Source organism: Streptomyces hokutonensis (assembly GCF_042751305.1).
Lineage (GTDB): Bacteria > Actinomycetota > Actinomycetes > Streptomycetales > Streptomycetaceae > Streptomyces > Streptomyces hokutonensis_A.
Map to the genome: position 1 here is coordinate 128,885 of NZ_JBHYWD010000020.1, position 24,967 is coordinate 153,851.

General features: G+C 72.6%; 19 protein-coding genes and 1 pseudogene. 3 read left to right on the plus strand and 17 right to left on the minus strand.

Annotated elements, in window-relative coordinates; genetic code table 11:
• Positions 1-144 precede the first annotated feature (144 nt).
• The 3 genes and pseudogenes from ACFXC1_RS38415 to ACFXC1_RS38425 form a co-directional block, all read right to left on the minus strand.
• Positions 145-837, minus strand: coding sequence for a PASTA domain-containing protein (locus ACFXC1_RS38415; RefSeq protein WP_381251757.1), 693 nt, complete (start codon positions 835-837; stop codon positions 145-147).
• A gap of 202 nt (positions 838-1,039) precedes the next feature.
• Positions 1,040-1,454, minus strand: a pseudogene (locus tag ACFXC1_RS38420) (transposase); the annotation flags it as partial.
• 129 nt (positions 1,455-1,583) lie between these two features.
• Entirely contained in the window at positions 1,584-2,168 is a 585-nt protein-coding gene (locus ACFXC1_RS38425; protein ID WP_381251759.1) for a LacI family DNA-binding transcriptional regulator, read from the minus strand.
• Here ACFXC1_RS38425 and ACFXC1_RS38430 point away from each other — a divergent pair.
• The 3 genes from ACFXC1_RS38430 (at position 2,167) to ACFXC1_RS38440 (ending at position 4,615) form a co-directional block, all read left to right on the plus strand.
• Positions 2,167-2,376, plus strand: coding sequence for a hypothetical protein (locus ACFXC1_RS38430; RefSeq protein ID WP_381251761.1), 210 nt, complete (start codon positions 2,167-2,169; stop codon positions 2,374-2,376). The two genes, ACFXC1_RS38425 and ACFXC1_RS38430, sit on opposite strands and share 2 nt — an antisense overlap.
• A gap of 443 nt (positions 2,377-2,819) precedes the next feature.
• Positions 2,820-4,121 carry an MFS transporter gene (locus ACFXC1_RS38435; RefSeq protein WP_381251763.1) on the plus strand — a complete coding sequence of 434 codons (1,302 nt, stop codon included), beginning with the start codon at positions 2,820-2,822 and terminating at the stop codon, positions 4,119-4,121.
• Positions 4,122-4,372: 251 nt separating this feature from the next.
• Positions 4,373-4,615, plus strand: a complete 243-nt coding sequence (locus ACFXC1_RS38440) for a response regulator transcription factor (protein WP_381251765.1) — start codon at positions 4,373-4,375, stop codon at positions 4,613-4,615.
• A 93-nt stretch (positions 4,616-4,708) separates the two neighbouring features.
• Here the strand turns inward: ACFXC1_RS38440 and ACFXC1_RS38445 are convergent, their stop codons facing one another.
• From ACFXC1_RS38445 to ACFXC1_RS38510, 14 genes are all read right to left on the minus strand, one after another.
• On the minus strand, positions 4,709-5,827 hold the full coding sequence (locus tag ACFXC1_RS38445) for an LLM class flavin-dependent oxidoreductase (RefSeq protein ID WP_381251767.1): 1,119 nt from the start codon (positions 5,825-5,827) through the stop codon (positions 4,709-4,711).
• Positions 5,828-5,857: 30 nt separating this feature from the next.
• Positions 5,858-7,393, minus strand: a complete 1,536-nt coding sequence (locus tag ACFXC1_RS38450) for an amino acid adenylation domain-containing protein (protein ID WP_381251769.1) — start codon at positions 7,391-7,393, stop codon at positions 5,858-5,860.
• Entirely contained in the window at positions 7,390-8,190 is an 801-nt protein-coding gene (kamE, locus tag ACFXC1_RS38455; RefSeq protein WP_381251770.1) for a lysine 5,6-aminomutase subunit beta, read from the minus strand. Before kamE ends, ACFXC1_RS38450 begins: the two co-directional genes overlap by 4 nt.
• Positions 8,187-10,931, minus strand: a complete 2,745-nt coding sequence (kamD, locus tag ACFXC1_RS38460) for a lysine 5,6-aminomutase subunit alpha (RefSeq protein WP_381251772.1) — start codon at positions 10,929-10,931, stop codon at positions 8,187-8,189. Before kamD ends, kamE begins: the two co-directional genes overlap by 4 nt.
• On the minus strand, positions 10,928-12,322 hold the full coding sequence (locus ACFXC1_RS38465) for a KamA family radical SAM protein (RefSeq protein ID WP_381251774.1): 1,395 nt from the start codon (positions 12,320-12,322) through the stop codon (positions 10,928-10,930). The genes kamD and ACFXC1_RS38465 overlap by 4 nt, the downstream gene beginning before the upstream one ends.
• 125 nt (positions 12,323-12,447) lie before the next feature.
• Positions 12,448-12,942 carry a GNAT family N-acetyltransferase gene (locus ACFXC1_RS38470; protein ID WP_381251776.1) on the minus strand — a complete coding sequence of 165 codons (495 nt, stop codon included), beginning with the start codon at positions 12,940-12,942 and terminating at the stop codon, positions 12,448-12,450.
• A complete protein-coding gene (locus tag ACFXC1_RS38475) occupies positions 12,939-13,982 on the minus strand; it encodes a pyridoxal phosphate-dependent aminotransferase (RefSeq protein ID WP_381251778.1) in 1,044 nt (347 codons plus the stop codon). Before ACFXC1_RS38475 ends, ACFXC1_RS38470 begins: the two co-directional genes overlap by 4 nt.
• 11 nt (positions 13,983-13,993) lie before the next feature.
• Positions 13,994-15,724 (minus strand): ATP-grasp domain-containing protein, encoded by a 1,731-nt coding sequence (locus ACFXC1_RS38480; RefSeq protein WP_381251780.1) that lies wholly within the window; start codon positions 15,722-15,724, stop codon positions 13,994-13,996.
• 10 nt (positions 15,725-15,734) lie between these two features.
• Positions 15,735-16,523, minus strand: a complete 789-nt coding sequence (locus ACFXC1_RS38485; RefSeq protein ID WP_381251782.1) for a GNAT family N-acetyltransferase — start codon at positions 16,521-16,523, stop codon at positions 15,735-15,737.
• Positions 16,520-17,839, minus strand: a complete 1,320-nt coding sequence (locus ACFXC1_RS38490; protein ID WP_381251783.1) for an MFS transporter — start codon at positions 17,837-17,839, stop codon at positions 16,520-16,522. Before ACFXC1_RS38490 ends, ACFXC1_RS38485 begins: the two co-directional genes overlap by 4 nt.
• Entirely contained in the window at positions 17,836-18,900 is a 1,065-nt protein-coding gene (locus ACFXC1_RS38495) for a methyltransferase (RefSeq protein ID WP_381251785.1), read from the minus strand. The genes ACFXC1_RS38490 and ACFXC1_RS38495 overlap by 4 nt, the downstream gene beginning before the upstream one ends.
• Positions 18,901-18,943: 43 nt before the next feature.
• Entirely contained in the window at positions 18,944-20,236 is a 1,293-nt protein-coding gene (locus ACFXC1_RS38500) for a CurL C-terminal domain-containing protein (RefSeq protein ID WP_381251787.1), read from the minus strand.
• A gap of 6 nt (positions 20,237-20,242) precedes the next feature.
• A complete protein-coding gene (locus tag ACFXC1_RS38505) occupies positions 20,243-24,700 on the minus strand; it encodes an amino acid adenylation domain-containing protein (RefSeq protein WP_381251789.1) in 4,458 nt (1,485 codons plus the stop codon).
• A complete protein-coding gene (locus tag ACFXC1_RS38510; protein ID WP_381251791.1) occupies positions 24,697-24,966 on the minus strand; it encodes a phosphopantetheine-binding protein in 270 nt (89 codons plus the stop codon). The genes ACFXC1_RS38505 and ACFXC1_RS38510 overlap by 4 nt, the downstream gene beginning before the upstream one ends.
• Between the last annotated feature and the right edge of the window lies 1 nt (position 24,967).

Consider the following 24,967-nt stretch of genomic DNA (forward strand, 5'->3'; position numbering starts at 1 on the left):
TTGGTTCTCGCGGGCGCGAGCCCCCCCGCGCACTCGCCGCCCACCTCCGACCCCCAGTCGGGCGGCGGGGGCCGACACCCCCCGGGGGGGGGGGGGGGGGGGCGGGCCCCCCCCCCGAGGCAGGGCGGTGGGGAGTTGTTGGGGTCAGGGGCACTGGGCAGGTGGGGCGGGCTTCTTGCCGAGGGTGATGGAGACCGAGGATCCCGGGAGCAGTACGGTGCCCGCGTCCGGACTCTGGTTGGTCACCCGGTTGATGTTGTCGCAGTCGACGGTGGTGCTGACGCCACCGAGTACGTATCCGGCGGCTGAGAGTGCCTGGCTGGCCTGGGTCTGGCTGTCGCCGGCCAGGTTGGGCACGGTCGTCACGTCGGTGACCGAGGCCGAGGTGGAAGCCAGGCCCCTGCTGAATCCGGTGTCCGAGGACGCGTCGATGACCGTGACGCCCCAGCCGACGGTTCCGGTCTGGGTGATGAACACCGACTGCGATCCGCCGCCGACCGGGAAGACGGTGGTGGACGGGTTGAAGCCCGGACCGGTGATCTGCAGCAGAGCGTCGGGGCTGTTGGCCACGCAGTTCGCGCTCCACTGCACCAGGGCGGTGTGGCCGTAGACCACAGGGTTGGGCGTCACCGAGATGGTGGCGGTCGCGGTGGCCGCGCAGTTCAGTCCGGGATCGTCCGCGTAAGCGGGTGTCACCGCGAACGCGGTGGCCACCAGCGCCGCCACGACCAGTACCCCCGCCTTCGGCGAGTGGGCCAACCGGGCCGCCCACCTCCGCAGCCCGGCCGCCGCCACGGCGAGTACGCGGCGATGAGTCGGTTTCGATGCTTCGCTCATAACTCCCCCTGGTAGTTGCTCTCTTCGTGCCGCGCGGCCTGCGGCCTGCAGCGGCCGACGGCCAGCATGGTGCGCCGCCATCCGGCTGTCGCCCCCGGATCCGCTCAGCGGAACGAGCGGAAGCGAGCGGGGCGGTCGGTGCACAGCCCGACGCGCATGCGCTGCAGGCGTCGTGGAGGGGCCGCGCTCGCCCACGAGAGCTGCCCGCAGCGGGCACTTTCCCGTCGGCCAACTGCCAGGCCCGCTGGCGTGCTTCGGCCCGCGTGGCACGGATCGCCCGCAGAGCTTTCTCTCCGGAGGCTGCGAGGGTGTCGACCAGGCGGGAGACCGTAGGGTCGGAGGCGACCGGCCCGAACACGGCGCGCTCGGCCCGCAGCATGCCGACATCGGCCAGGCAGTCCCCGCCCAACGCGACCGCCAGTGCGACGTCCAGGAGGCTCTTCCCCGCAATCATGGACGGCCCGGGGTGTGCGCCACGGTGCCGGCGCCGCGGATATCGCCTGGTCGAGGCCGGTTCTACGGACCGTCTCCACCAGCAGGACCGAGCCAGCCCGCGAGACCACCTGGCGGCCGTCGCTTTCTGTGTCTCTGATCAGCCTGCGGACCGGCCACCTCATGAAAGCGCAAGGTTGGCCATCCCATTGCACCGCCGTCCGGCACGATGAGCCCGAGGCGTCCCCGGCCACCGTGGGCCAGCAGCAGATCGACGGTCTGGCCGGTCTCCACTCGCTCCGACTCGACCACGGTCAGCGGGACCCCGCGTGCCTGCGCCTGCTCGCGCGCGGCTCGTAGGAACCGGCTGACAAGTTGACCGGATGATCCATCATCACCGCCATGCAGCCCAGCAGGGCAATTTCGTCGTGCTGGGTGGGGGTGTCCACAAATTCATCGACGGCCATCCGGGCGGCCGCCTCGAAGTCGAGATCCACACAGAACAGCCCGGCCGGGTCGTCCGGCAATCCGACGAGAACAACCGGGACCGGCAACGAGGCACCCACCGGGACACGTTCGTCCTGCTCGCGAACGTCCATCATGGTGATCGCGTCGCACAACGAACGCCCGGCAAGGCGTGGGAGCCCCGCAGGCTCCTCGTCGGAGGTGGCGAGCAGGACTTCGTGGTCATGAGCCCGCGCCTCGCCGGCGATGGTCTCGATGAACGGCAGAGAGCCGGCCGTGTCGGACGTCGCCTTGAACGGCACCACCAAGCCGATGACCTGCGTGCGTCGGCCGGCGAGAGCCCGGGCGCCGGCGTTGGGCTCGTAAGCTAGCTGCTCCATTGCGGCCAACACTCGTTTGCGGGTGCGCTCGGAGATCGACCGCTTACCGGTCATGACGTACGAGACCTTGCTCCGGGGGACGCCTGCGGTCCGGGCAACATCCATGCTGGTGAACGCGGCGACGGCCATCTCCCCACAAAAGTCGGGACGCATCGTCGATTCGTTTCAAATCCAGCGGGTGATCGCGCTACGACTGCCGCACGGGGGTATGCAAGACATCGCTGAGAAACTCGTCGGCAATGACCAGGGCGAGGGCGCATGAAAGAGAACCGCCACAGGACGGGGCGATCGATTCCGGCGACGCTGGGCACCGGTTGTCGCAACTGAGTTCGTCGCTCTCGACGCGCGGCAGGATGGACAGGCCTGTCCCGGAACCGCCGAAGTCCGGCGTGGGGAGGCGTGGTTCAGCGGGTGGGGGGCGACGGACGGAGGCGTCCGCGCTATCGTGAGGGCTCGGCTGGGCAGGTGGGACGGGCGGTCCGCACCGTAGCCCCGGCCGGGTCGCGCGCTCCGCGCGGACCACCTCCGGTGTCATCCCACAGCAGCCGGAGGACCTGGGTCATCGAACGGTCGTGGCCGTGCGCCATGCCGCGTTGCGGAACTGCCCGCGTCGTCGTGTCGGCGGTTCTCTCCGGTTCCGGCATGCCGTGCGTCCACGGGCATCTCTCCGCACGTCATGCCCGACGACCACAGGAAGGCCCTCCCGTGTACGCCTCCGCCCCCGAGGAGACCGCCGCCCCCGCACCCCGGCCGGCCACCCGCTCTCGCTTCCTGTCCTGGATACCCGGTCTGCTGTACGACACCGCGTTCCGCCGCTACTGGACGGCGCAGACGGTGTCGTACCTCGGCGACCAGGTATCCGCTCTCGCCATCCCTCTCATCGCCGTCACCGTCGTGCACGCCGACGCGGCCCAGATCGGCTATCTCGGTGCCGCGGTCTGGCTGCCGCACCTCCTGTTCGGGCCCTGGGCCGGACTGTGGGCGGACCGCCGCAGGCACCGCCGCCGTGTCATGATCGCCGCCGACCTGGGCCGCTTCGCCCTGCTCCTCGGTCTGCCCCTCGTGTACGTCCTCGGCACGCTGACGTTCACCGTCCTCTTCGCGGTGGCCTTCGGCGTCGGTCTGCTGTCGGTGCTTTTCGAGGTGTGCAATCCGCCGCTGTTCAAGGCGCTGGTGTCGCCGGGCGATTACGTGGCCGGCAACGCGCTGGGCAGCGGTAGCCGGGCCATGGCGAAGGTCGTCGGGCCCAGCGCCGGTGGCTTTCTGGTGCAGCTGGCTTCCGCGCCCATCGCTCTGCTCGTGGACGCGCTGTCGTACCTCGTCTCGGCGGTGTTCCTGGCCCGTATCGCCCCGCAGGAGGCTCCGCCCTCGCAAAGCCGCGTACGACTGCGGGCGGCAGGCCGGTTCATCGTCCGCTCCCGGTCCATCCGGGCGGCGCTGGGCGCCACGGCCACGCTCAACTTCTTCTGCTTCGTCACCACCACCCTCTTCGTCCTGTACGCCACCACCACCCTGGGCCTCGGCGCGGGGCTGCTGGGCACGGTGCTGGGGGCGGGAGCCGTCGGCGCGGTGGTGGGGGCAGTCTCCGCGACCCCGCTCACCCGGCGTCTCGGAGTGGGCCGGACCCTTCTGCTCGGCTGCCTGGCGACCCCCGCCCCCCTGCTGCTGATCCCCGCGGCCCACGGGTCCGGACCCGCAGTCCTGCTCATGCTCGTCGGCGCGCAGTTCGGTTCGGCGATGGGCGTCATCTGGATCGACATCACCGCGGCCACCCTGCTGACCTCGCTGGTCCCGGACGCCATGCGGTCCAGTGTGTTCGGCGCCTACCAGGGAGTGAACCTCGGCATGCGGCCACTCGCCGCGCTGCTCTCGGGTGCCCTGGCCGCATCACTGGGTCTACGGGGCACGCTGTGGATCGCGGCGGCCGGAGCACTCACCGCCTGCCTGTGGATCCTGCCCTCGCCGCTGTCCCGTAGGACGCTGCCTGCGGCCGGCGAGGAGGTATGAGTGGCACGACCAGTGTCCTGAAGTGCCGCTCAGAATGCCTGTGACAGTGCCGTTCCGGCTCTCGTCGCGCGATTAGGGTGACCACACCGATCGATGATCACCCTCGCACCCACCCTTCCCTCGGGACGTCCGCCCACGTCCGTCCGTCACCGCCTGCACAGAGAACTCCGTGACACCAGCAGATCCCGGACACTTCCTCGACGCGAGAGCACCTGGCCGCGCGGTCCTCCTCCCTCATGAAAGGCACAGCTGTGAGTCCGTTCGCCTCCGACACCCTGAACCTCCTCAGTGACCGCGAGCTGGAAGTGCTTGGCCATCTCGCCGAGGGACACACCTACACCGCCATCGCGCGCCGGATGAACCTGAGTCCGCACACGGTGGATACGTATTTGCGCCGTATCCGCGGCAAGGCGGGCGTCAGCAACCGGGCGCACCTGGTGCTGCTGGCCCTGCAGGCCACCAAGTTCCACGGGTTCGGTCTCACCCAGGTGTGAGTCGCTCCACCGGTACGAAGGCCGGGGGCGCAGGCGGTGTTCACCGTCGCCGCCCCCGGCCTTCGTGCTGCGCATCCCATCGGTGACACGATCTCAGCCGGCCACCAGCGCCGGCCGGGCCCTCCGCTCGACCTCCTGACGCACCAGCGGCAGCAGCGACCTTCCGAACTCCTCGGCGTCCGGGAGCGGTTCGTAGCCGCGCAGCAGGAACGTGGTCACGCCGATGTCGACGTAGTCCAGCAGCGCCTGCGCCACCGTCTCCGGAGTGCCCACCAGAGCGGTGGAGTTGCCGGCCGCCCCGGTGGCGGCGGCGGGCGCGGTCCACAGGGCGCGATCGTGCCGCTCGCCCATCGCGGCAGCGGCCAGCAGCCGCTGCGACCCGGTGTTCTCCGGGCGTGCCGACGGGCCGAGCGGCAGCGGCGGACGGCTCCGGTCGAAGAAGGAACCGGCGGTCCCCCGCTGCCGGATGGTGTCCAGGATGCCGTAGGCCCGCTCCCACGCCTCGTCCTCGGTCCGGCCGAGGATCGGCCGGAAGGAAACACTGATCCTGGGCGGCTCGGCGCGTCCGGCCGCCCGCGCCGCGGCCTGTACGGCGGCGATCTGCTCGGCTGTCTGCGCCAGCGGCTCGCCCCACAGCGCGAACACGTCCGCGTGCCGGCCGCCGACCCGCAGGGCGGCGGCCGACGAGCCTCCGAAGTACAGCGGCACGCGCGGCCGTTGCAGGGGCCGGACCTCGGAGCGGAAGTCGTCGAAGCGGTAGAAGCGGCCCTTGTGGCTGAACCCGTCCGGCTCCTGCCACGCGCTCTTGAGCACATCGAGGAACTCGTCCGTACGGGCGTAGCGGTCGTCCTTGGCCAAGTAGTCGCCGTCGCGCCGCTGTTCGGCGTCACTTCCGCCGGAGATGACGTGGACGGCGAGCCGGCCGCCGCTGAAGTGGTCCAGCGTGGCGAAGGACCGGGCGGCCATGGTGGGCTCCACCACACCCGGACGGTGGGCCAGCAGCAGACCGAGGCGCTCGGTGCGGGCCGCCACATAGGCGGCGATCTGCGCGCCGTCGGGCGAACCGGAGCTGTACCCGATGAGCACCCGGTCGAACCCGGCGTCCTCGTGCACGCGCGCCGAGCGCAGCGTGAACTCCGGGTCCACGTCGGGCCCGTGGGGGCCGCTCTCGGAGTCCTTGGATCCGATCATTCCGATGAATTCGATGGGCATGGAGGGACCGCTTCCGTGTGGGTGGGGTGGTCAGAGGGTGGAGACCCGGCCGCCAGTGCGCTCCGCGGCGAGGGCGGTCCGGTCGAGCTTGCCGTGCGGGGTGGTCGGGAGCCGGTCGAGATAGTGCAACCTCTGCGGACGCATGTGGACGGGCAGCCGCTCGGCGAGCAGTTCTCGCACCCGCGCCGGGGGGAGCGTGTCGCGGTCGGCGACGACGAAGGCGGCGAGTGCGGGTGTGCGGCCTGCGTCGTCGACCAGGCAGGCGGCTCCGAGCACCCCTGGCAGTGCCCTCAACGCGGCCTCGACCTCGCCGAGTTCGATGCGGAAGCCGCGCAGTTTCACCTGGCCGTCCATCCGGCCGACGTAGTGGAGGAAGCCTTCGGCGTTGGCGACCGCCCAGTCGCCGCTGCGGTAGCGGCGACCGCCGTCCTCGGGGGCCCGGGGGAAGCGTTCCGCGGTCAGTTCGGGCCGGCCGAGATAGCCGTGGCTCACGCCGGCACCGCCCACCCACAGCTCGCCGCGCTCTCCCGGTGACACCAAACGGCCATTCCCGTCCCGGAGTTGGACGTCCAGATGTGCCAACGGCCGTCCGATCGGGGTGCGTCCGGGTCCGGCCTCGCGGAGTATCTCCGGAGTCAGTCGGCAGTGGGTGACGTGCACCGTGGTCTCGGTGATCCCGTACATGTTGGTCACCGCCGCGTTGGGTGCGACGCCGGCGGCCCACCAGCGGCGGATGTCGTCGGGGACCAACGCCTCGCCGCCGAGGACGACATGGCGCAGCGCGGGCAGCCGCAGACCGCTCGCGGTCGCCTCGGTGACCAGGTTGCCGAACGCGGAGGGCACCTGGTCGAGCACCGTGACGCGTTCGGCCGCCAGCAGGGCCGCGAAGGCGTCCGGATCGGCAGCTGTCTCCTGGTCGACCACGACCGCGCGCCCGCCGTACAGCAGGGCACCCCAGATCTCCCAGACACTGAAGTCGAAGCTCCACGAGTGGAACAGGGTCCACACGTCGTCGGCCCCGCTGCCGAACAGCGGAATGGCCGCGTCCAGCAAGGCGAGAACCTGTGGGTGCCCGACGACGCACCCCTTGGGGACGCCGGTGGAGCCCGAGGTATAGATGATGTAGGCCGTGTCGGGTGGGAGCACCGCGGCGCCGGGCACGGGCGGCCGGGCGGCGAGCCGGAGCGGTCCCAGCTCCGCCAGCGGTGTCTCGTCGGGTGCCAACTCCCCGTCGGTGACGACGAGTTGGGTGCCTGAGTCCTCCAGGAGGTGGCGCTGCCGCTGTTCCGGGTAGCCGGGGTCGACCGGTAGGTAGGACGCTCCGGCGCCGAGGATGCCCAGGAGCGCGGCCAGTGCGTGCCGGGAGCGGCCCGCGCGTAGCGCGACCGGCTGCCCGGGAGCCACCCGGTCGCGCAGGGTACGGGTGACGGTGGCGGCCTGCTCGGCCAACTCGCCGTAGGTGAGCGGGCCGTAGGCGTCCGTCACGGCCGTACGGGTGGGTTCGCGGGCCGCCACCGCACGGAAGCGGGAGTCGAGGCGGTCGCCGGTGGGGCGGGGCGGGGTCATACGGTGTCTCCGATCCGGGCCCGCGTGTCCGAGGTGACCTGGCCCTCACGGGCCGCGGTGAGGGCGTGGGTGAGATAGCTGGCAACGTCGTCGGGGGTCGTACCGCGGCCGAAGACCCGGTCCGCGCCAATCTCGGCGGCCATCGCCGGATCGAAGCGCGGTCCGCCGACCACGAGCAGCGGCCGGGTGCGGCCCGCGAAGGCGATATCCAGTTCCGCGCCGAGTTCGCGCACATTGGTGAGATGGGCGTCGCGCTGGGTGACGGCCTGGGAGACCAGGACGGCGTCGGCGCCCTCGCTCACCGCCCGGCGCGCCAGGTCGGCGACGGCGACCTGCGCTCCGAGGTTCACCACACGCATCGAGTGGTAGTACTCAAGGCCCTTCTGGCCCGCGAAGCCCTTGATGTTGAGGATGGCGTCGATACCGACGGTGTGGGCGTCGGTGCCGATGCAGGCACCCACCACGACCAGGTCTCGGCCCAGTCGCGCGTGCAGCGTCTCGTCGACCTCCTGGGCGGACAAGAGTGGGTACTCCCGCTCCATGACGTCCACCGAGTCCAGTTCCACCCGGTGGGCGACGGGGCCGTAGACGACGAAGAAGGTGAACTCGGCACCGATCGGGCGGGCGTGCACCAGGAGCGGGCGCTCCAGGCCCATCTGGCGGGCCAGTTGGAGAGCGGTCGCCTCGGCGAGCGGCTCGTGCGGCAGGGGGAGGGTGAACGACAGCTGGACCATGCCGTCGTCGGTCGTGTCGCCGTAGGGGCGCACCGCGGACGGTGGCGGGTCGGGTTCGGTCATGGCTGGTCTTCTCCTTCGCTTTCATGGTCGGAGCCCGGGGATCGGTCCAGCAGTTCGATGGCGGGATTGCGGTAGCCCGGGGCCCGTTCGGCGACTCCGTCCCGGCCTCGGCCGCCCTCGACGGGCCTGCGCATGCCGCCGAAGGTGCCCGCGGCGATGGCGTCCAGCAGGCCGCGGTCGCAGATCCGCTCCAGCAGGTCGACGGCCTCGCGCAGCACCTGGTCGGCACGGCGGGCGATCATTCCGCCGGGGGCGGGGCGGAAGTCCTCCTCCAGGGCGCCGGCGGCCTCCCGCACGTAGCGGACGTTCTGCAGTGCCAGGTCCCGGTCCGACAGGAAGGGTGTGACGACGGCCTCGGTCATCATGCCGACGAGCAGGATGTCCTGTCGGGTCAGCGCACCGGCCAGGTTGAAGAAGCCGTTGAGCAGGTAGCCGCGGAAGACGTCGCCCGTCATGTGCCGGGTCGGCGGCATCCACTTCAAGGGGGCGTCGGGGAACAGTTCGCGGGCCAGCAGGGCGTGGGACAACTCCATGCGGAACGAGTCCGGCAGGTCCGGATCGATCTCGAAGGCGTGGCCGAGGCCGAGTTGGCCATCGCTGAGCCCGGCCTCCTTGCCGAAGTACTCGTTCAGCAGCTGACTGGCCGTCACCGTGTGGGCGGCCTGCACGGCGTCGGCGGTGGTGAGGTAGTTGTCCTCGCCGGTGTTGATCACGATGCCCGCGCGGGCGTGCAGTTGGCGGGAGAACCGCTGGTCGACGAAGGTGCGGACGGGGTTGATGTCGCGGAAGAGGATGCCGTACATCGAGTCGTTGAGCATCATGTCGAGGCGTTCGAAACCCGCCAGGACCGCGATCTCCGGCATGCACAGCCCCGACGCGTAGTTGGTCAGGCGGACGTAGCGGCCGAGTTCGGCGGAGACCTCGTCGAGCGCGGCCCGCATCAGGCGGAAGTTCTCCTGGGTGGCGTAGGTGCCGGCGTAGCCCTCGCGGGTGGCGCCGTGAGGTACGTAGTCGAGCAGCGACTGCCCCGTGGAACGGATGACCGCGATGACGTCGGCGCCGCCGCGGGCCGCGGCACTCGCCTGGCGGATGTCCTCGTGGATGTCGCCGGTGGCCACGATCAGGTAGACGAGCGGTCCGCGGGTCCCGCCCCACTGACTCACCAGCCGTTCGCGTTCCCGCCGGCGGGTGTCGATGACGGCCAGTCCGCCGGCCATGGCTCGGCGGGCGGTTCGTACGGCCGCGGCGGCCTCGTCCCCCTCGGGCAGCCGGAAGGAGACGTCCCGGGCAGTGGCCCGGGCGGCGAGGTCGGTGAGGTCACGGCCCGCGCCGGTGCGGAGCGCGTGCCAGACCGGCAGGGCGACGCCGTGTTCGAGGCCGACCTGGTCGCGTACGGCGTCCACCAGCCGGTTGGCCCAGGGGATGCCCTCGGCGTCGGCGCCGGAGAGTCCGGCCAGGCGCAGCGCGGCCCGTTCGACGGCGACGGTGGTGTGGGACCGTGCGAGGTCCACGACCGGGCGCCCGGCACGCATCGCCAACTCCCGTGCGCGGTTGACCAGTTGAGGATCGAGCCCGAGCTTGCCGGCGGGGGTGGCGGGCCGGTGGGTGACGGAGTCGAGGGAGGTGGTTGGGGGAGGAACGGTGGAGCGTGACACAGCGACGGCCTCCTTCGAGGCGTCCTCGTGCGGCAGCCGCCGGTCGAAGAGTCCCCGCACGCCCGGGTCGGTGCGCACCAGGTCCAGCGCCTGTTCGGCGTGCCCGGGCTGGTACCCGTTGCCGATGAGCATGGTGACGTCGGCCCGCAGGCCCTCGGCGCCGAGCGCGGCGGCGGGGAAGGACGTCGCCATCGAGAAGAAGATCACGGTGCCGCCGTCGCGGGTGGCGAGAATCGCCGCGTGTTCGCAGCCGGGGACGTCGGTGCAGACCACGGTGATGTCGACCGGGCCGCCGCAGTCCGCCAGGCGCTCGCCGAGCGCGACCGCGTCGCGGGCATCGGCTCGCACGACCGTGTCGGCGAGGCGGGAGCGGGTGAGCGCGACCTCTTCGGCCGCGTCGGGCACGACCCCTACGAGGCGGTGGGCACCGGCACGGCGGGCCGCTGCGAGGGCCAGGCTGCCGGACTTGCCGGACGCGCCGAGCACCGCGACCGTGGGCGTGACACCGGTGCGGGCGGTGTGGTCGGCGACGGTGCGGGCGGTCAGCGCGGGTGCTCCGCACACGTCGAGGACCGCGAGGGACAGTTCGTCGGGCAGGTCGGCGGGGAGTGCGGCGGCGATCGAACGGCCGAAGAGGACGGCGTGCCCGCGGGCCGGTGCCCGCTCGCTCAGCCCGTCCCAGTCGCGCAGCCCATCGGTGAGCGTCAGCGGGGTCAGGGTGAGCGAGACCAGGCTGGCCACCCGGTCGCCCGGCTTGAGGCCCAGCGGGGAGCGCGGTCCGGTCTCGGCCACGGTGCCGATCAGCATTCCGCCGGAGCCGGTCACCGGGTTGTGCATCTTGCCGCGTTCGCGCACGATGCGGCACACCGCCTCGCGCACGGCCTCCCCGTCGCCGCCGTGGGCTTCGTACAGCTGGCGGTAGGAGGCCGCGTCGAGATTGAGGTGCTCGACGTCGACGCGTACCTCGTCCTCGTGCAGCGGGGCGTCGGGGTCGAGCCGGCGGGCGGCCTGGGGCAGCACTCCGGGCGGTTCCACGACCCGGTGCAGTCCGAGGGGCGAACTCGGTTCGCGCGCGGCGCCGTTCACCGCTCGTCCCCCGGCTGCCACTGCGCCCAGTGCGCCTGTCCGGCCTCGGGCAGGGTGTGCAGCGGGTCGTAGTAGTGGTGGACGCGGCGCAGTGCCTGCGGGTCGTCGTGTTCGACCGAGGTCAGGTAGTTCTTCGACCAGTCGGAGATGCCGAGTTCGCGGTCGTAGCCCTCGGCCTGGTGTACCCAGCGCTTGCCTACATAGGGCACGTCGCAGACCAGACGCGGAGTGGCGAAGCCGGGGAGGTAGCCCATGATGGCGTGCTGCAGGCGCTGGGCCTCGGCCAGCGGGAGCCGCCAGTGCTCGGCGGACGGCACGATGTCGCAGAGATAGAAGTAGTACGGCGTGATCTGGGCGCTGTCGAGGAGCGCGAAGCACAGGTCGAGCAGGGCCTCGGGCGTGTGGTTGACGCCGTGCAGCAGGACGCCCTGGTTGCGTACGTCGCGCAGGCCGGCCGCGAGCAGGGCGCGGGACGCCTCGGCGACCAGGGGGGTGACCTGCTGGACGTTGTTGGCATGGGTGTGCATCGCCAGGGAGACACCGCGCACGGTGGCCTTGGCGGTGAGTGCGGCCATGCCGTCGAGGACGTCGGGGGCGAGCCAGTGCTGGGGCAGTCCGATCAGGCCCTTGCTGGCGAGCCGGATGTCGCGCACGTTGTCCAGGTCGAGCAGCCGGTCGACGAATGAACGCAGCCGCGGCCAGGGCACGTTGGCGACGTCCCCGCCGGAGACGACGACGTCGCGGACCGCGGGGGTGGCCTTGAGATAGGCGATCATCCGGTCGAGGCGGTCGGTGGGGCGCAGCACGAAGCGGTACTTGTCGACCTGCGGGGTGGAGGTGCCGACCAGGTCCATGCGGGTGCAGTGCCCGCAGTACTGGGGGCAGGTGGTGACGAGTTCGGCGAGGACCTTCGTCGGGTAGCGGTGGGTGAGTCCCTCGACGACCCACATCTCGGCCTCGTGCAGGGAGTCGCGGGATGCGAGCGGATGGCTGGGCCACCGGGGGTGCCGGTCGCTGGCGACGGGCAGCATGTAGCGCCGGACGGGGTCGGCGTACCAGGCGGCCGCGTCGGGCGCGGTGAGCGGGGCGACGGTGTTGAGGACCTGCGGGGTGAGCAGGATCGGCATCGTCGCGAACTGCTGCTGGTCGGTGGCGAGATCGGCATAGAAGGTGTCGTCCAGCCCAGGTCCCGCCACCTCGCGCAGCTGCCGTACTCCCTTCACGCAGTGGGCGCGCTGCCACTGCGGGTCGCGCCATTGCGCGGCCGTGACGTGCCGCCAGGCCGGGAAACGGCGCCAGTCCGGCTCGATCGCCTCGTGGCGCCGGTAGCCGTAGGGCTGGGTCGGTGCGTCGACCGCCGACAGGGCGAGCGGCGGGGATGCGGTACTCACGGGTGCCTCGGTTTCTCCCGGCCGCGGGCGGCGGGTGTATCGGGGGCGGGGCGGGCGCCGTGCGCCGCCGGGCGGTGGCGCCGCGGGTGTGCGGCGCCACCGGTAGGTCGTGGACTGATGACCCGTCAGTCGGTGAGGGCGTACACGAGCGTGTCGTCGCGGTCCGGGCGGCGGTCGAACCCGGCTCGTTCCATGACCCCTTGGGAGGGAACGTTGTCGGCGGTGGTGGTCGCGAAAACGGTGTCGACATCCGGATCACCGAGCGCCCGGTGGGCGAGCGCCGCCAGGGCCTCGGTGGCATATCCCCGGCCGCGGGCGTCGGGGTGCAGGTCGAAGCCGATCTCGACCGACCCGTCCTGCGGCGGGCCGTGGAAGCCCATGCCGCCGACGACGAGGCCGTCCTCCTGCCGGATGAGTGCGTACATGCCCCAACCGGGGCGGTGCAGCCCGGCCGCGTGGGCCCGCACGAGCATTCCGGCGGCCTCCTGCGAGCCCTCGCCGGGGATGCCGCCGAGCCAGTCCAGGCCGGCGGTGCGCCCCTCCTTCAGCTCCTCGGCCTCGGCGGGCTGCACCTCGCGCAGCTGAAGGCGGTCGGTGTCGAGGGTAATGGGCTTGATCACTGGTTCTCCTGAAGGGTGTTGAGGGGTACGGCGATTGGTGCGGTGAGGGGCGCGACGGCATCGAGCGCGTCCAGCAGGCGACGCTGCTGGGGTGCTTCACCGACGGAGATCCGCAGGTGACCGGCGAGACCGAAGCGGCCGGCGTCGCGGACGAGGATTCCGTGGTCCTGTTCCAGCAGCCGCTCGGCGGTCCCGGAGTCCGACACCGGTACGGCGAGGAAGTTGGTCACGGAGGGCAGGGCATGGCGGCCGCGCGCGGCGAGGCCGGCCCGGAACCGTTCGCGGGCCGCCGCGTTGTCCCGCCGTACGCGCTCCAGGTGGCCGCGGTCGGCGAGCGCGGCGACGGCGGCGGCCTGCGCGGCCCGGTTGACGCTGAAGGGCATGGTGCCCTGGGCGGCACGCAGCCGTGCGACCAGATCGGCACGGCCGACGGCGTAGCCGATTCGCAGCCCGGCCAGGCCGTGCGCCTTGGAGAAGGTGCGCAGGGCCAGCACCGGTGCGCCGCTGCTGAGGTAGTCCAGGACCTGGGGGGTGCCGGGCGGGGCGAAGTCCAGATAGGCCTCGTCCACCACGAGCGGGGTGCCGGTGGCGCCGGCGCGCTCGACGAGCAGGTCGAACGCGGCCCGGTCCAGGACGCCGCCGGTGGGGTTGTGCGGATTGCAGACGTAGGCGATCCCCGCCGTGTCGAGGGCGTCGGCCAGGGCGGCGATGTCCGGCGCCGGGACCTCGCGGCAGCCGCGTCCGACGTTCTCCAGGCAGATCCGGTAGCCGGGGAAGGTGCCCGCTGTGGTGACCCCCGGGCGCTGCCGGTCGCCGAGGGAGAGCGCGCTCAGCAGGACGAGTTCGTCGCTGCCGTTGGCGACGGCGACCTCGTCGGCTCGTACGCCCAGCAGGTCGGCGATGGCCCCGGCGGGCGCGGTACGTGTGGGGTCGGGGTAGACGCCGGTGGCGTCGATCGCCTCGTGGGCGGCGCGCAGGGCATGCGGGCTCGGGCCGTAGGGGCTCTCGGACAGGTGCAGCCTCAGCAGTGTGCGGGGCACCGCGGGGGCGGTCACCGGTCACCGCTGAGCAGCAGACCGAAGCAGTAACTCCCGGGCTCCGCCGCCAGGGTGAGGAAGCGGTGCTCGGCGCCGGCCGGGACGCGCAGCAGGGCGGGCGAGGTCAGCTCGTGCCGCTCGCCGTCGACGATGACCTCGATGCAGGCGCCGCCGGCGTTGGGCGAGACGAGGAAGTAGATCTCGTCGACCTGGTGCCGGTGCGGGTCGGCGACCGGTTTGCCGACGAGGTGGGTGATGGAGCCCCCCGCGAGCTCGACCGGGACGCCGCCGAACATGTCGGCGGTGAGGTAGAAGGGCGCCGGGTCGTGATGCCCGGCCACCGCAAGGAATCGCGGTATGTCAGTGTGGACTTCCGCTCCCGGGGGACGGGCGGTGCCGTTCGGCGTCTCGGTGGTCATCGGAGGGGCCTTTCGTCGGGCGAGGGAGTCGGAGGGTGGGCGGGCGCCGAGCTCGTGGGCGCGCAGGCTGTGTTCGCCGGGGTCCGCGGGTGCGCGGGCGAAGGTGTAGGTGAGCACGTCGAGGGCCTTGTCGAGCACGTCGACCATCTCGGCGTGGGTGGCGGCGATGCCCCACAGGACCGCCAACTCGCCACTTGCGACACCTGGTTCGACGCGGGTGCCGGGCCGCACCCGGGTCTCGTAGCCGTCGAGGCCGGGCAGGGCGAGCGCATCGGCGACCCCGTGCACGTGGGTCAGCAGACCGCCGTCGGCGGGTGTCGGCACGGCACGGGCGAACACCACCCGGTCCTGCGGCACCCACGTCGTGGGTGCGGGTCCGCCGAGCGCGAGGCCGGCCGCCAGGGCCACCGGGTCCAGCCCGCCGGCGAGCCGCCCGAGCCCGGCCTGGAAGCCGCCAAGGCGTCCGTTGACCTCGATCAGCCTCGGGCCGTCGGCCGTCAGCTTGACCTCGGTGTGGGTGACGCCGGTGCGCACACCGAGCGCCCTGACCGCGCGGCCGGCGAGGTCCGCGACGGCGGCCTGCTCGTCGGCCGCGAGCGGGGCCGGCCAGTAGTGCCCGACCTCGCGGAAGGGCGGCGCCAGAGGGAACTTGCCGGTGACCGCCCAGTGCGTGACCCGGCCCTCGACCACTGCGCTCTCGACGGACACATGGTCGCCGAACGGCGCGCGGTCGACTCCTGCCAGGTACTCCTCCAGCACGAGGGCCCCCTCGCCGCCGGGGCCTGCCAGCAGACGCTCGGCGAGTGCGGAGCCGGTGGCGGCGTCACGTACCAGGTGGGTGTTGCGGCTGCCTTCGCCGCGCGCCGGTTTGAGGACGGCCGGGAGACCGACCGCGGCGAGCGCGGGCGTCCAGTCCCCGGGGGTGCGCAACAACGCCGTGCGGACCGGGTCCACACCCCGCTCGCGGAGCCTGCGCCGCTGCTCGTACTTGTCCGTCAGCAGTCGTACGGTCGCCGCGTCGTGGTACGGCAGTCCGAGCCGCGCGGCGAGTTCCGCCGTCACGGCCAGCCTGCGCTCGCTGTAGGTGAGCACGGCGGCCGGACGGTGCGCGCGCAGCCGTGACGCGGCCTCGTCGAGATCGGCCGGGTGGTCCCCGTCGACCGGGACCACGGCTGCCAAATCCTGGAGCAGCGGGGCGAGTTGCTCGGTGTGGGCCGAGCGGCACACGGCGAGGACGACGTCGCCGAGCGGTTCGAGCCGGTCCACGATGTCCGCGGGCGCGACGGAACCGAAGTCGTAGACGACGGCGATGACGGGGCGAGGCATACCGGGTTCCTCAGACGTCGATGTGGTCGGGGTCGGCCGCGAAGCGCACGCCGGACAGGACGGATGCCAGGGCGGGCGCGGCAGTTGCCGCCGGGCTCGCCGGTGCGTCCTGGTCCCCGGGTGCGTCCGCGGCCCCGAACATGGCGAGCGCCGGTGTCAACCCCCCTATTTCTGCTTGGACTTGACGGTTCGCCTGCCAGACGTCCCGGTGCAGCCGGTAGCGGTCGCTGACGACCCGCTCCCCGCGTACGGCGTTGACCTGTACACCGTCCTGGGTGAAGCCGAACTTGCGGCACACGGCCTGTGAGCCCTCATTTCCACGCCGTACGACGGAGAAGGCGTCCTGCGCGCCCAGCCCGGCGAACGCGAGCTCCAGGGACGCGGCGCGGGCGTGGCCGCCGAGGCCGAGTCCCTGGTGAGCCAGGCCGAGCCAGGAGGTGAGGAGCACCTCGCGGGTCGCCGCGAAGTCCCGCGCGCCGAGCGACTGGGAGCCGACGACCTCGCCGTCGTGCACCACGACCAGGTACAGAGTCCAGTCCGCGGGGCTCCAGTTGGCCATGGCGTTCCAGTGGCGTTGCAGGACCCGGCGGGCGACGGTGGCCGGATCGCCGTCCGTCCACTGCGAGAAGAAGGGCATGAAGCCCGGCGCGTGCACGCCCGTGGCACCCAGCTCGGCGAGCGCGTCGAGGTCCTGCGGAGTCGGCCAGCGCAGTTCGACACGGGGAGTGCGCACGGTGATGCCGCTCAACGGCCAGTGCCGCATGACGGATACCTCCTGGTTCCGGTGGTCGGTGGTCATGGGGTCGCGGCCACGGCGGCGGAGTCGAGCACGGTCCCGGCCCCGCTTTCCGCCGGTTCTGGTTCCGGGTCCGGCAGGTCCGCGTCCTTCGGCAGGACGCGGCGCAGGGCCGGTCCCACCACGGCCACGGCCGCACTGGCGGCGACCAGCAGGACGACCAGCGGCAGCCCGTGGGCGAAGGGCAGAGTGAAGCCGGCGAGCAGGGGGCCGGCCACCGAGCCGGTGGAGACGGCGACCGACAGCATGGCGTTGACCCGGCCGCGGGCGCGTTCGTCGGCGAGGTCGTTCAGCAGCGCGGTGACGACGGGGAAGACCAGAGCCTCGCCCACCGACAGCAGCAGGACACCGGCCATGGCCAGTACGGTCGCGGCGGTTCCGTGCTGGCGTCCGGCTACCAGCACGAGGGACCAGGCCGCCGCCCAGAGGACGCCGGTCACGCCGAGCACCGTGCTGCGCCGTACCCGCTGCACCCGCTCGCCGAGCACGATCTGGGTCAGAACGGCGACCACGATGTTGACGGCGAACGTACCCGAGAGCCCCTCGGCGCCGACCGCCCCGCCGGCCGTGAGATAGCCGGGCAGACCACTCCTGAGCTGCCCGTACGACACCAGCGAGCACAGCGTGAGGGTGGCCAGCAGTACCGCGAGGGAGCGCCGGCCCAGCACCTCCCGGTACCCCACCGAACCCTCCGCCGCCTTCTTGGCCCCGCCGGCGCGCTCGATGCGGGGCAGCAGCAGGAGGAAGGCGGCGCCCGCCACCAGGAAGGTCGCGCCGTCGGCGACGTACAGCGCCACGAATCGGGCCGCCCGCGAACCGGGCCCCGAGGCCGCGGCCACACCGCCGACCAGAACGCCCAGGCCCGTCATCGCGTTGAACACCGCGTAGTCGGCCGAGAAGGCGAGGCCGCGCTCGCGGGCCGTGGCGGCACCGGCGTACAGATAGCGCATGACGGTGCCCACGCCGCTGATGCCGAGGCCGTAGACGACCGCCGCGGTGAGCGCCAGCGGTGCCGTCGTGGCGACCGCGTACAGCGCGGTGCCCACTCCGGCCACGCCCATGACGAGCGTGACGACCGGCCGGGGGGCGACACGGTCGAGCACGGCTCCCCAGACGAGGCCGCCGGCCACCGCGGTCGCCGCCTGCACGGCGAGGGTCGCGGCGGGGACCCAGGACGCGAGACCGCGGACCTGGCTCAGGTAGATCCACAGGAACGGCAGGACCAGGCCGCCGCCGAAGGAGTTGACCGCGTTGACGGCGAGCACCGCCCGGGTGCGGGGGGAGAACTCCCGCACCACCGCGAACGGGTTGGTGCTCATCGGGCCTCCAGCACGTACAGCCACGAGTGCGGGGTGCCGAACGCGACCGTGCGCACGGGGTGCAGGCCGGCCGCCGCGAACAGCTCCTCGTACGTCTCCTTGGTGTGCAGCGGAACGCCCATGAGCGCGTGCGCGAGTTCGTAGCCGAGGGAGAACACCGGCAGGGTGGCGGAGTCCTCGGCGCCGGGCCGGAGCATGGTGTCGGCGAGCACGAAGGTGCGGGCGGCCGGGAACGCCTCGCGCAGCCGGGTGAACAGCTCGGGCCGCGTGTCGGGGTCGGCGAGCAGGTCGTGCAGCAGGAAGAAGCTCATCACCGTGTCCACCTCGGCGATGGCGTCGCGATGGGCGTCGCGGTGGCAGACGTCGAGGACATCGGCCTGGATCGCACGGACCCGGTCCTCAAGTCCCGCGTCGGCGATGGTGCGGTGGCCCAGCTCGGTGGCCGGTCCGCTGATGTCCAGGCCCAGGCCGCGGGTGCCGGGGCGGCCGCCGACGACCCGGCTGACCCGCGCCGAGATACCGCTGCCGAGGTCGGCGATGGTGCGGAAGTCGACGCCTCGGAGGACCTCGTCAAGAGTGCCGGCCATGAAGGAGCGGTCGTTCTGCCCCGAGCCGAGGGCGACCATCGCCTCGTCGCGCAGCAGGTCGACACCGAACGTGGCCTCACCGGAGGCCAGTTGGGCCGCGCCGGAGAAGAGGCCGCTGTATCCGCCGACCGCCCAGGTGAAGTAGCCGCGCATCCGGACGGTCTCGCGTCCCGCGTCGGTGAGGACCGCGGTGTCGCCGTCGTCCTCCAGGCGCAGCCAGCCGCACACGGCGGCGGCCCGCAGCACCTCGCGGACGACGCGCTCACGCACCGCGGGCCCGGTCGAACGGATGAACTCCGGTACGTCCAGGGTCTGTTGCTCGGCCAGTCGGTCCAGGACGCCGAGCCGGTCCAGGGTGTGGACGACGGTGGCGGCGACATAGCCGTTGAACGCCTGGTCGACTCCGATCGGAGCGGGGGCGCTGCCGTACCAGTCGGCGGGCAGGGCGCTGGGTGGGGTGTGCAGGAGTGTCATCGTGATCCGATCTGCCGTGGATGCGGGCGGTTGTGGGGCGCGTTCAGGCGGGCTGGGCCTGCGGCGGCCGGGTGACGGCGCCGAGAAGAGCGGTGAGTTCGTCGAGAAGCAACTGCGGGTCGGCCGTGGTGGTGAGCGGTTCGTAGACGGCCAGCGCCAGCGCCCAGTGCGCGGGCCCGCCGCGCAGGCAGCAGCGCACCAGGGGCTCGTCGCGCAGCCGCATCGGCTGCCGGGCCGCGTCGAGCACCGCCTCGCGCAGCTCCTCGGGGCCGCCTTCCGGATCGTCGGCGATGAGCAGGGGCCGGACGGTGGCGTCGGGCAGGATGTGGGCCTGCCAGCGGCCGCCGGGTTCGCTGAACACGGTGCGCAGGGTCGGGTGCCGACGCTGGAGTTCGGCGAACGCCTCGCGCAGTATCCCGGGTGCCGGAGGCTCTCCCGCCCGCACGTGGGCCACCGCCGTGTTGTGGTCCCCTGAAGAGCCGTGCCGCACCAAGTCGTAGAACAACCAGCGCTGTTCGTACGGCGTCAGCGGCCGGTACGGCGCGGCGCCGACAGCCGAGGGCTCACCGGGGCCGCGGCGGCGGAAGGGGTGCCCTGGCAGGCGGACGCGGCTGCCCGGCCGTCCGAGCGTGGTGTCGACGTTGTAGCCCAGGCACCACAACCGGGCGAGCAGGTGCGCGGGCGAGTCGGGGTCGGCGGGGTCGAGGCCGAGAGGACCCGATGCTCCGATCCGTACCACCGGTACATCGGGTAGGGCGTCCGTACCGGCCGATGGGTCGGCATCGACGGCGAACGGGCCGGACTCGATCACGGCGGCCGTGCGCAGGGCGTCGGCGAGGGAGTGTTCGGCGCGGACGGCTGCTGCGGCGACGGCCCCGACCCCGGTGCCGTGCACGGCGCGTGGGGTGACGAGGCGGGCGCGCAGCCAGTGCGCCAGCCCATAGTGCACGGCGATGGTCCGTGCGGTGTCCGTGTCGCCGTACGCGGCCGCCAGGCGCAGGGCCTCGGCGACCTCGGGGAGATCGACGGGGTCACCCTTGAGGGGTGTTCCGTCGAGCAGGAGCAGGGGTCCGTCGCCCGGAGCGCGTGCGGGGGAGGGCTCGGTCGCCTTCTTCTCCCGCAACAGGACCGCGAGTTCGACGGGCGAGGTGCCGACCACGGCGTCCCGGCAGGCGAAGCGTTCCCGGCCGGTCGCCAGGGTCAGGGCGACGTCGTCCAGGTCGGCGTCCGGCGTGTGCTCCAGCCAGGCGGCGAGGTTCTCGCGCAGTTCGGCCAGTGCCTCGCGGGTGCGGGCGGACAGTGCCAGTACGCGCGGAAGGTCCTTCGGTGTGGTCACTGCGGGTCACATCCCTGTCGGCCGGGGGAAGCGGGCGGGCGACGGGACGGCTGCCTGCTGCACCACGATGTGTGCGTTGGTGCCGCCCACGCCGAAGGAGCTGACCCCTGCCGTGCGCGGTCTGCCGGGCGCCTCGGTCCAGGGACGGCCCTCGCTCAGGAGGGTCAGTCGCGAGGCGGGTCCGCTCAGTTCGTCGATGGGTTCGCTCACGTTCGGCGTGCCCGGCAGCCGGCCGTGATGCACGGCGAGTACGGCCTTGATGAAGCCGGCGATGCCCGCCGCGGTGTTGCAGTGCCCGATCGACGCTTTGACGGAGCCGACGGCGACGGGTGGTCCGTCCGGCCCGAGCGCCTCGGCCAGCGCGGTCGCCTCGATGGCGTCGCCGAGCCGGGTGCCGGTGCCGTGGGCCTCCACGAAGCCGATGTCGGCGCCGCTGACACCGGCGGCGGCGAGCGCGTCGCGGATGACGCGCGCCTGGCCCTCGACGCCGGGTGCCGAGTAGCCGATGCGGGCCTTGCCGTCGTTGTTGACGGCGCCGCCGCGGATGACGGCGTATATGGCGTCGCCGTCCCGCTCGGCGTCGGCGAGGCGGCGCAGCAGGACCGCTCCGGCGCCGAAGCCGCCGACCGTGCCGGACGCCTTCCGGTCGAAGGGGCGGCACACGCCGTCGTTCGCGTAGAGGAAGCCGGGTCGGTAGCGGTAGCTGCCGTCGAAGGCCGGGTCGAGGGATACCGCGCCGGCGAGGGCGTAGTCGCTGCTGTGGGTGAGCAGGCTGCGGCAGGCCAGGTGGACGGCGTACAGGCCGGTGGAGCAGGCGGTGTCGAGCAGGAGGGCTTCGCCCCACAGGTCGTGCAGGTACGCGAAGCGGGAGGCTACGAACGTGGGGTCCGCGTTGACGACGTCGTCGACCCGGGCCTCGGGGTCGGTGCCGAGGACCTTGGCACAGCCGGCGTAGAGGCTGGTGCGGGAAGCGATCTCGGACAGCCGCAGGGAGGCGTCCTCCACGGCGGACCACAGCGCTTCGTGGAGCACACCCTGCTGGGGGTCGCCGTGGTTGAGGTCGTCCTGGCTGAAGCCGAGGAAGTCGGCGTCGTAGTGCGCGCCTTCGGCGCACATGCCCCACCGCGCCACCCGTCGTTGCCCGTCCGGCAGTTCGGTGACGACCGGGCCGGGGCCCTCGGCGAAGTTGTCGCGGTCCTGACGCAGGTTGTCCCAGAAGGCGGTCAGGTCGGACGCGCCGGCGAAACGGGCGGCCATGCCGACGACGGCGATCGCGTCGTCGCGTCCACCCGTCGGGCGGGCCACGCGGATCGCGGCGGACCGGCCGACGGTACCGGGCCGGCCGCCGGCCTCGTCGCCGCCGAGGAGCCGGGTCTGGGCGCGGACCGTGGTGTGTCGCAGCAGGTCGCCGATGGAGGGGCGGATACCTGTGGCGCGGCGCAGCGCGGCCTGGAGCCGGACCAGCAGTAGTGAATGTCCGCCCACGTCGAAGAAGTTGTCGTCGGGGCCGAAGGCCCGCCCGCCGAGGATCTCGCCCCACACGTCGTGCACCAGGGTGTGCAGGCTGGCCGCGGGAGCTGCGGACACGGGTGCGGCGGGCCGGGGTTCCGCCGGGGCCGGTGCGGAGGTGGTCTCGGGCTGCGGTAGCCGGGCCCGGTCGATCTTCCCGTTGGGGGTGAGCGGCAGTTCGTCCAGGGCCAGGACGTGGGTCGGGACGGCGAAGGCGGGCAGGCTCGCCCTGAGGTGGCGCATCACCTTCGGGTGGCTGCCGGGCCTTGCGAGCACGGCGTAGCCGACGATCTCCTTCTCGTCGCGGTCGTTGCGGCGGCTGGTGACGAAAGCGGCTGTGACGTCGGGGTGCGCGCGCAGCACCGATTCGACCTCGCCCAGCTCGACCCGCTGGCTCCTGATCTTGATCTGGTTGTCCTGCCGCCCGATGAACTCCAGCTGACCGTCGGCGGTGCGCCGCACCCGGTCGCCGGTGCGGTAGAGCCTGCCGCCGGTCCCGGGGCCGAAGGGGTCGGCGCAGAACCGCTCGTCGGTGAGCGCCGGATCCCCGAGGTAGCCGAGTGCGACACCGGATCCGCCCAGGACCAACTCGCCCGGCATGTACGGCGGGGCGGGCACCAGAGTGCCCTCGAAGACGATGTGGACGTCGGTGCCGGGGACGGCATCACCGATCGGGAGGGTACGGGCACCCTCCGGCACCTCCTCGATGGCGCACCAGGTGGAGGTGAACGAGTTCTCCGTGGGGCCGTAGCTGTGCAGCAGGGTGCCGGGGCGGGCCCAGCGCAGCGCCTTGCGCAGATGGGGCACCGACACGAGCTCGCCGCCGAAGTACACCCGCCGCAGGGTCTGCAGCAGGTCGGGGGCGTCCTCGATGATGCGGTTGAGGAGCGGGGTGGTCACCAGCAGTGTGGTCACGCCCAGTTCACGGACGGCGGTGCGCAGGGCCGGCGGGTCGAGGACGAGTTCCTTGTCCAGGACGGCGAGCCGGGCGCCATGGGTGAGGGCGCCCCAGATCTCGTACGTGGCGCCGTCGAAGTTCAGCGGCGAGAGGTGGGAGACGGTGTCGTCGGGGCCGAGCGGCAGGAAGTCCGGCCGGTGCATCAGGCGGGTCACGCCGCCGTGGTGCAGCAGGACTCCCTTGGGGCGGCCGGTGGAGCCCGAGGTGTACAGGACGTTGAGCACACTGTCCGCGGTGAAGGCCACGGCGGGCGGATCGACGGGCAGCTCCGCGGCGGCCGTGGAGATGTCCCGCATGGTGTGTGCCGCCGGGCCGTCCGGCGTCGCACCGGCCGTGACGGACTCGGCGATGACGAGGCGCGGGCGGGCGTCCCCCAGGACCAACTCCAGCCGGGCCCGGGGCTGTTCGGGGTCGAGAGGCAGATAGGCGGCTCCCGCCATGGCGACGGCCAGCATCGCCGTCACGGTGTGCGCGCCGGGACGCAGCAGCAGCGCGACCAGGTCCCCGTCCTCCACACCGGCTTCGTCGCGAAGCCAGTGGGCGGCGCGGGCCGCGTCCTCGACCAGCTCGCGGTAGGTGAGGGTGCGCTCGCCGTGCACGACGGCGACGGAGTCGGGGGCGCGGCGGGCTTCGCGCAGCACCAGCTCCGGGACGCTCGCGAAGGCGAGGCCCGCACTCTCCTCCTCGGCTGCCCCGTTGCCGGCGGGCGCCGACGCCAGTGCGGCAAGCAGCTCACCGCACCGGGCGCCGGGCCGGACGGCGCCGGCGAGCAGGGCGTCCAGCTGACGGACCAGCAGATCCGCTGTGACCGCGGTGTACAGACCGGCGTCGTAGTCGATCCGCAGCACGAGCCGGTCGGGGTACTCCTGGACGGCGAGGGCGAGGTCGTACTTGGCGGACGCCGTGTCCAGGGGCAGCACCCGCACGCTCGCGCCCGGCACTTCCTGTGCCGCGTCCGAGCGCGGCTGGTGCAGGAACACCGTCCGGTAGGCGGGCGCCTGAGCCGGAGCCGGCGGGCCGCTCACCGCGAGTGCCTCCATGGAGTCGAGTACCTGCTCACCCAACCTCTGTGCGTGCAGACCGAACTCGTCGTCGGGCAGCAGCCTCGTGCGGACCGGCAGGACCCTGGTGAACAGGCCGACCGCGTCCTCGGTGCCCGGTACGTGGCGTCCGGCGAACGGCATCCCGAGCACGCCGTCGTCCTCCGCGGACCAGGCGTGCAGCAGCAGGCTCCATGCGGAGAGCAGCACGGTGGCCGGTGAGACCGATGCGCGGACGGCGATCTCCCGTACGGCGGCGAGCCTTTCGGCGGGCAGTGTTCGCTCGGCCCAGGCGGCCGCTCCCCGCAGCCGGTCTTCGGGGCGTACGAGATCGGGCAGCGGACCGAGCGCGACCGGTTCGCCGGCGAGCAGCTCCCGCCAGTAGGGGTCCCGGTCGTCGAGAACCTCGGCACCGGGATCGCCGGCCGTCGGTGACGGACCGTCGGCCAGGGGCGCTCCGGCCGGAGCGGTCCCGTCGGCGTGGGCTCGATACGCGTCGACGAGACCGGCCCCCAGAATGTCCATGGTGCGTCCGTCGGCGACCATGTGATGCACCGTCAGTACGAGGAGCGCGCCGTCGTCGTGGCGCAGCAGGTCGGCTCGGATCAGGGGCGCGCTGCCCGGGTCGAGCGGGCGTTGCGCGGCCCGGAGGGCCTCAGCGCGAGCAGCCGCTGAACGGCAGGAACCGGGCAGCTTCATGACGCCGAGTGGGATCGGCGCGGACGGTTCGGGATGGAACCGCAGGTCCCCGTCCTCGGAGTCGACGCAGCCGGCCAGTACGGGGTGCCGGCCCAGGAGGCTGTCCAGAGCCGATCGCAGGGCGGCCTGGTCGACGTCGCCGAGGAACTCCAGTGCCACCGGCACGTTGTAGCGGCCCGACTCCGGTTCGCAGCGGTCCGCGAGCCAGATCTCCGTCTGCGCGGCCGAGAGCGGAATCCCGCTGAGGGCGCCGTTCATGCCGGGTCCTTCGGAGTGTCGGCCGCGAGCACGTCGGCGAGTGCGCGCACGGTGGGGCTGCGGAAGAGCACCCGCACCGGGATCCGCCGGTCCAGCGCCGTGCTGAGGTCCCTGACCACCTGGAGGGCACCCAGGGAGTGGCCGCCGAGCCGGAAGAAGTTGTCCTCGTCGGTGAACTCTTCGTGGCCAAGTGCTTCGGCCCAGGCCCGGTGCACCAGTGCGGTGAGTTCGCTGGTGTCGTGTGTCGCGGATTCGGTCGCCGTCACA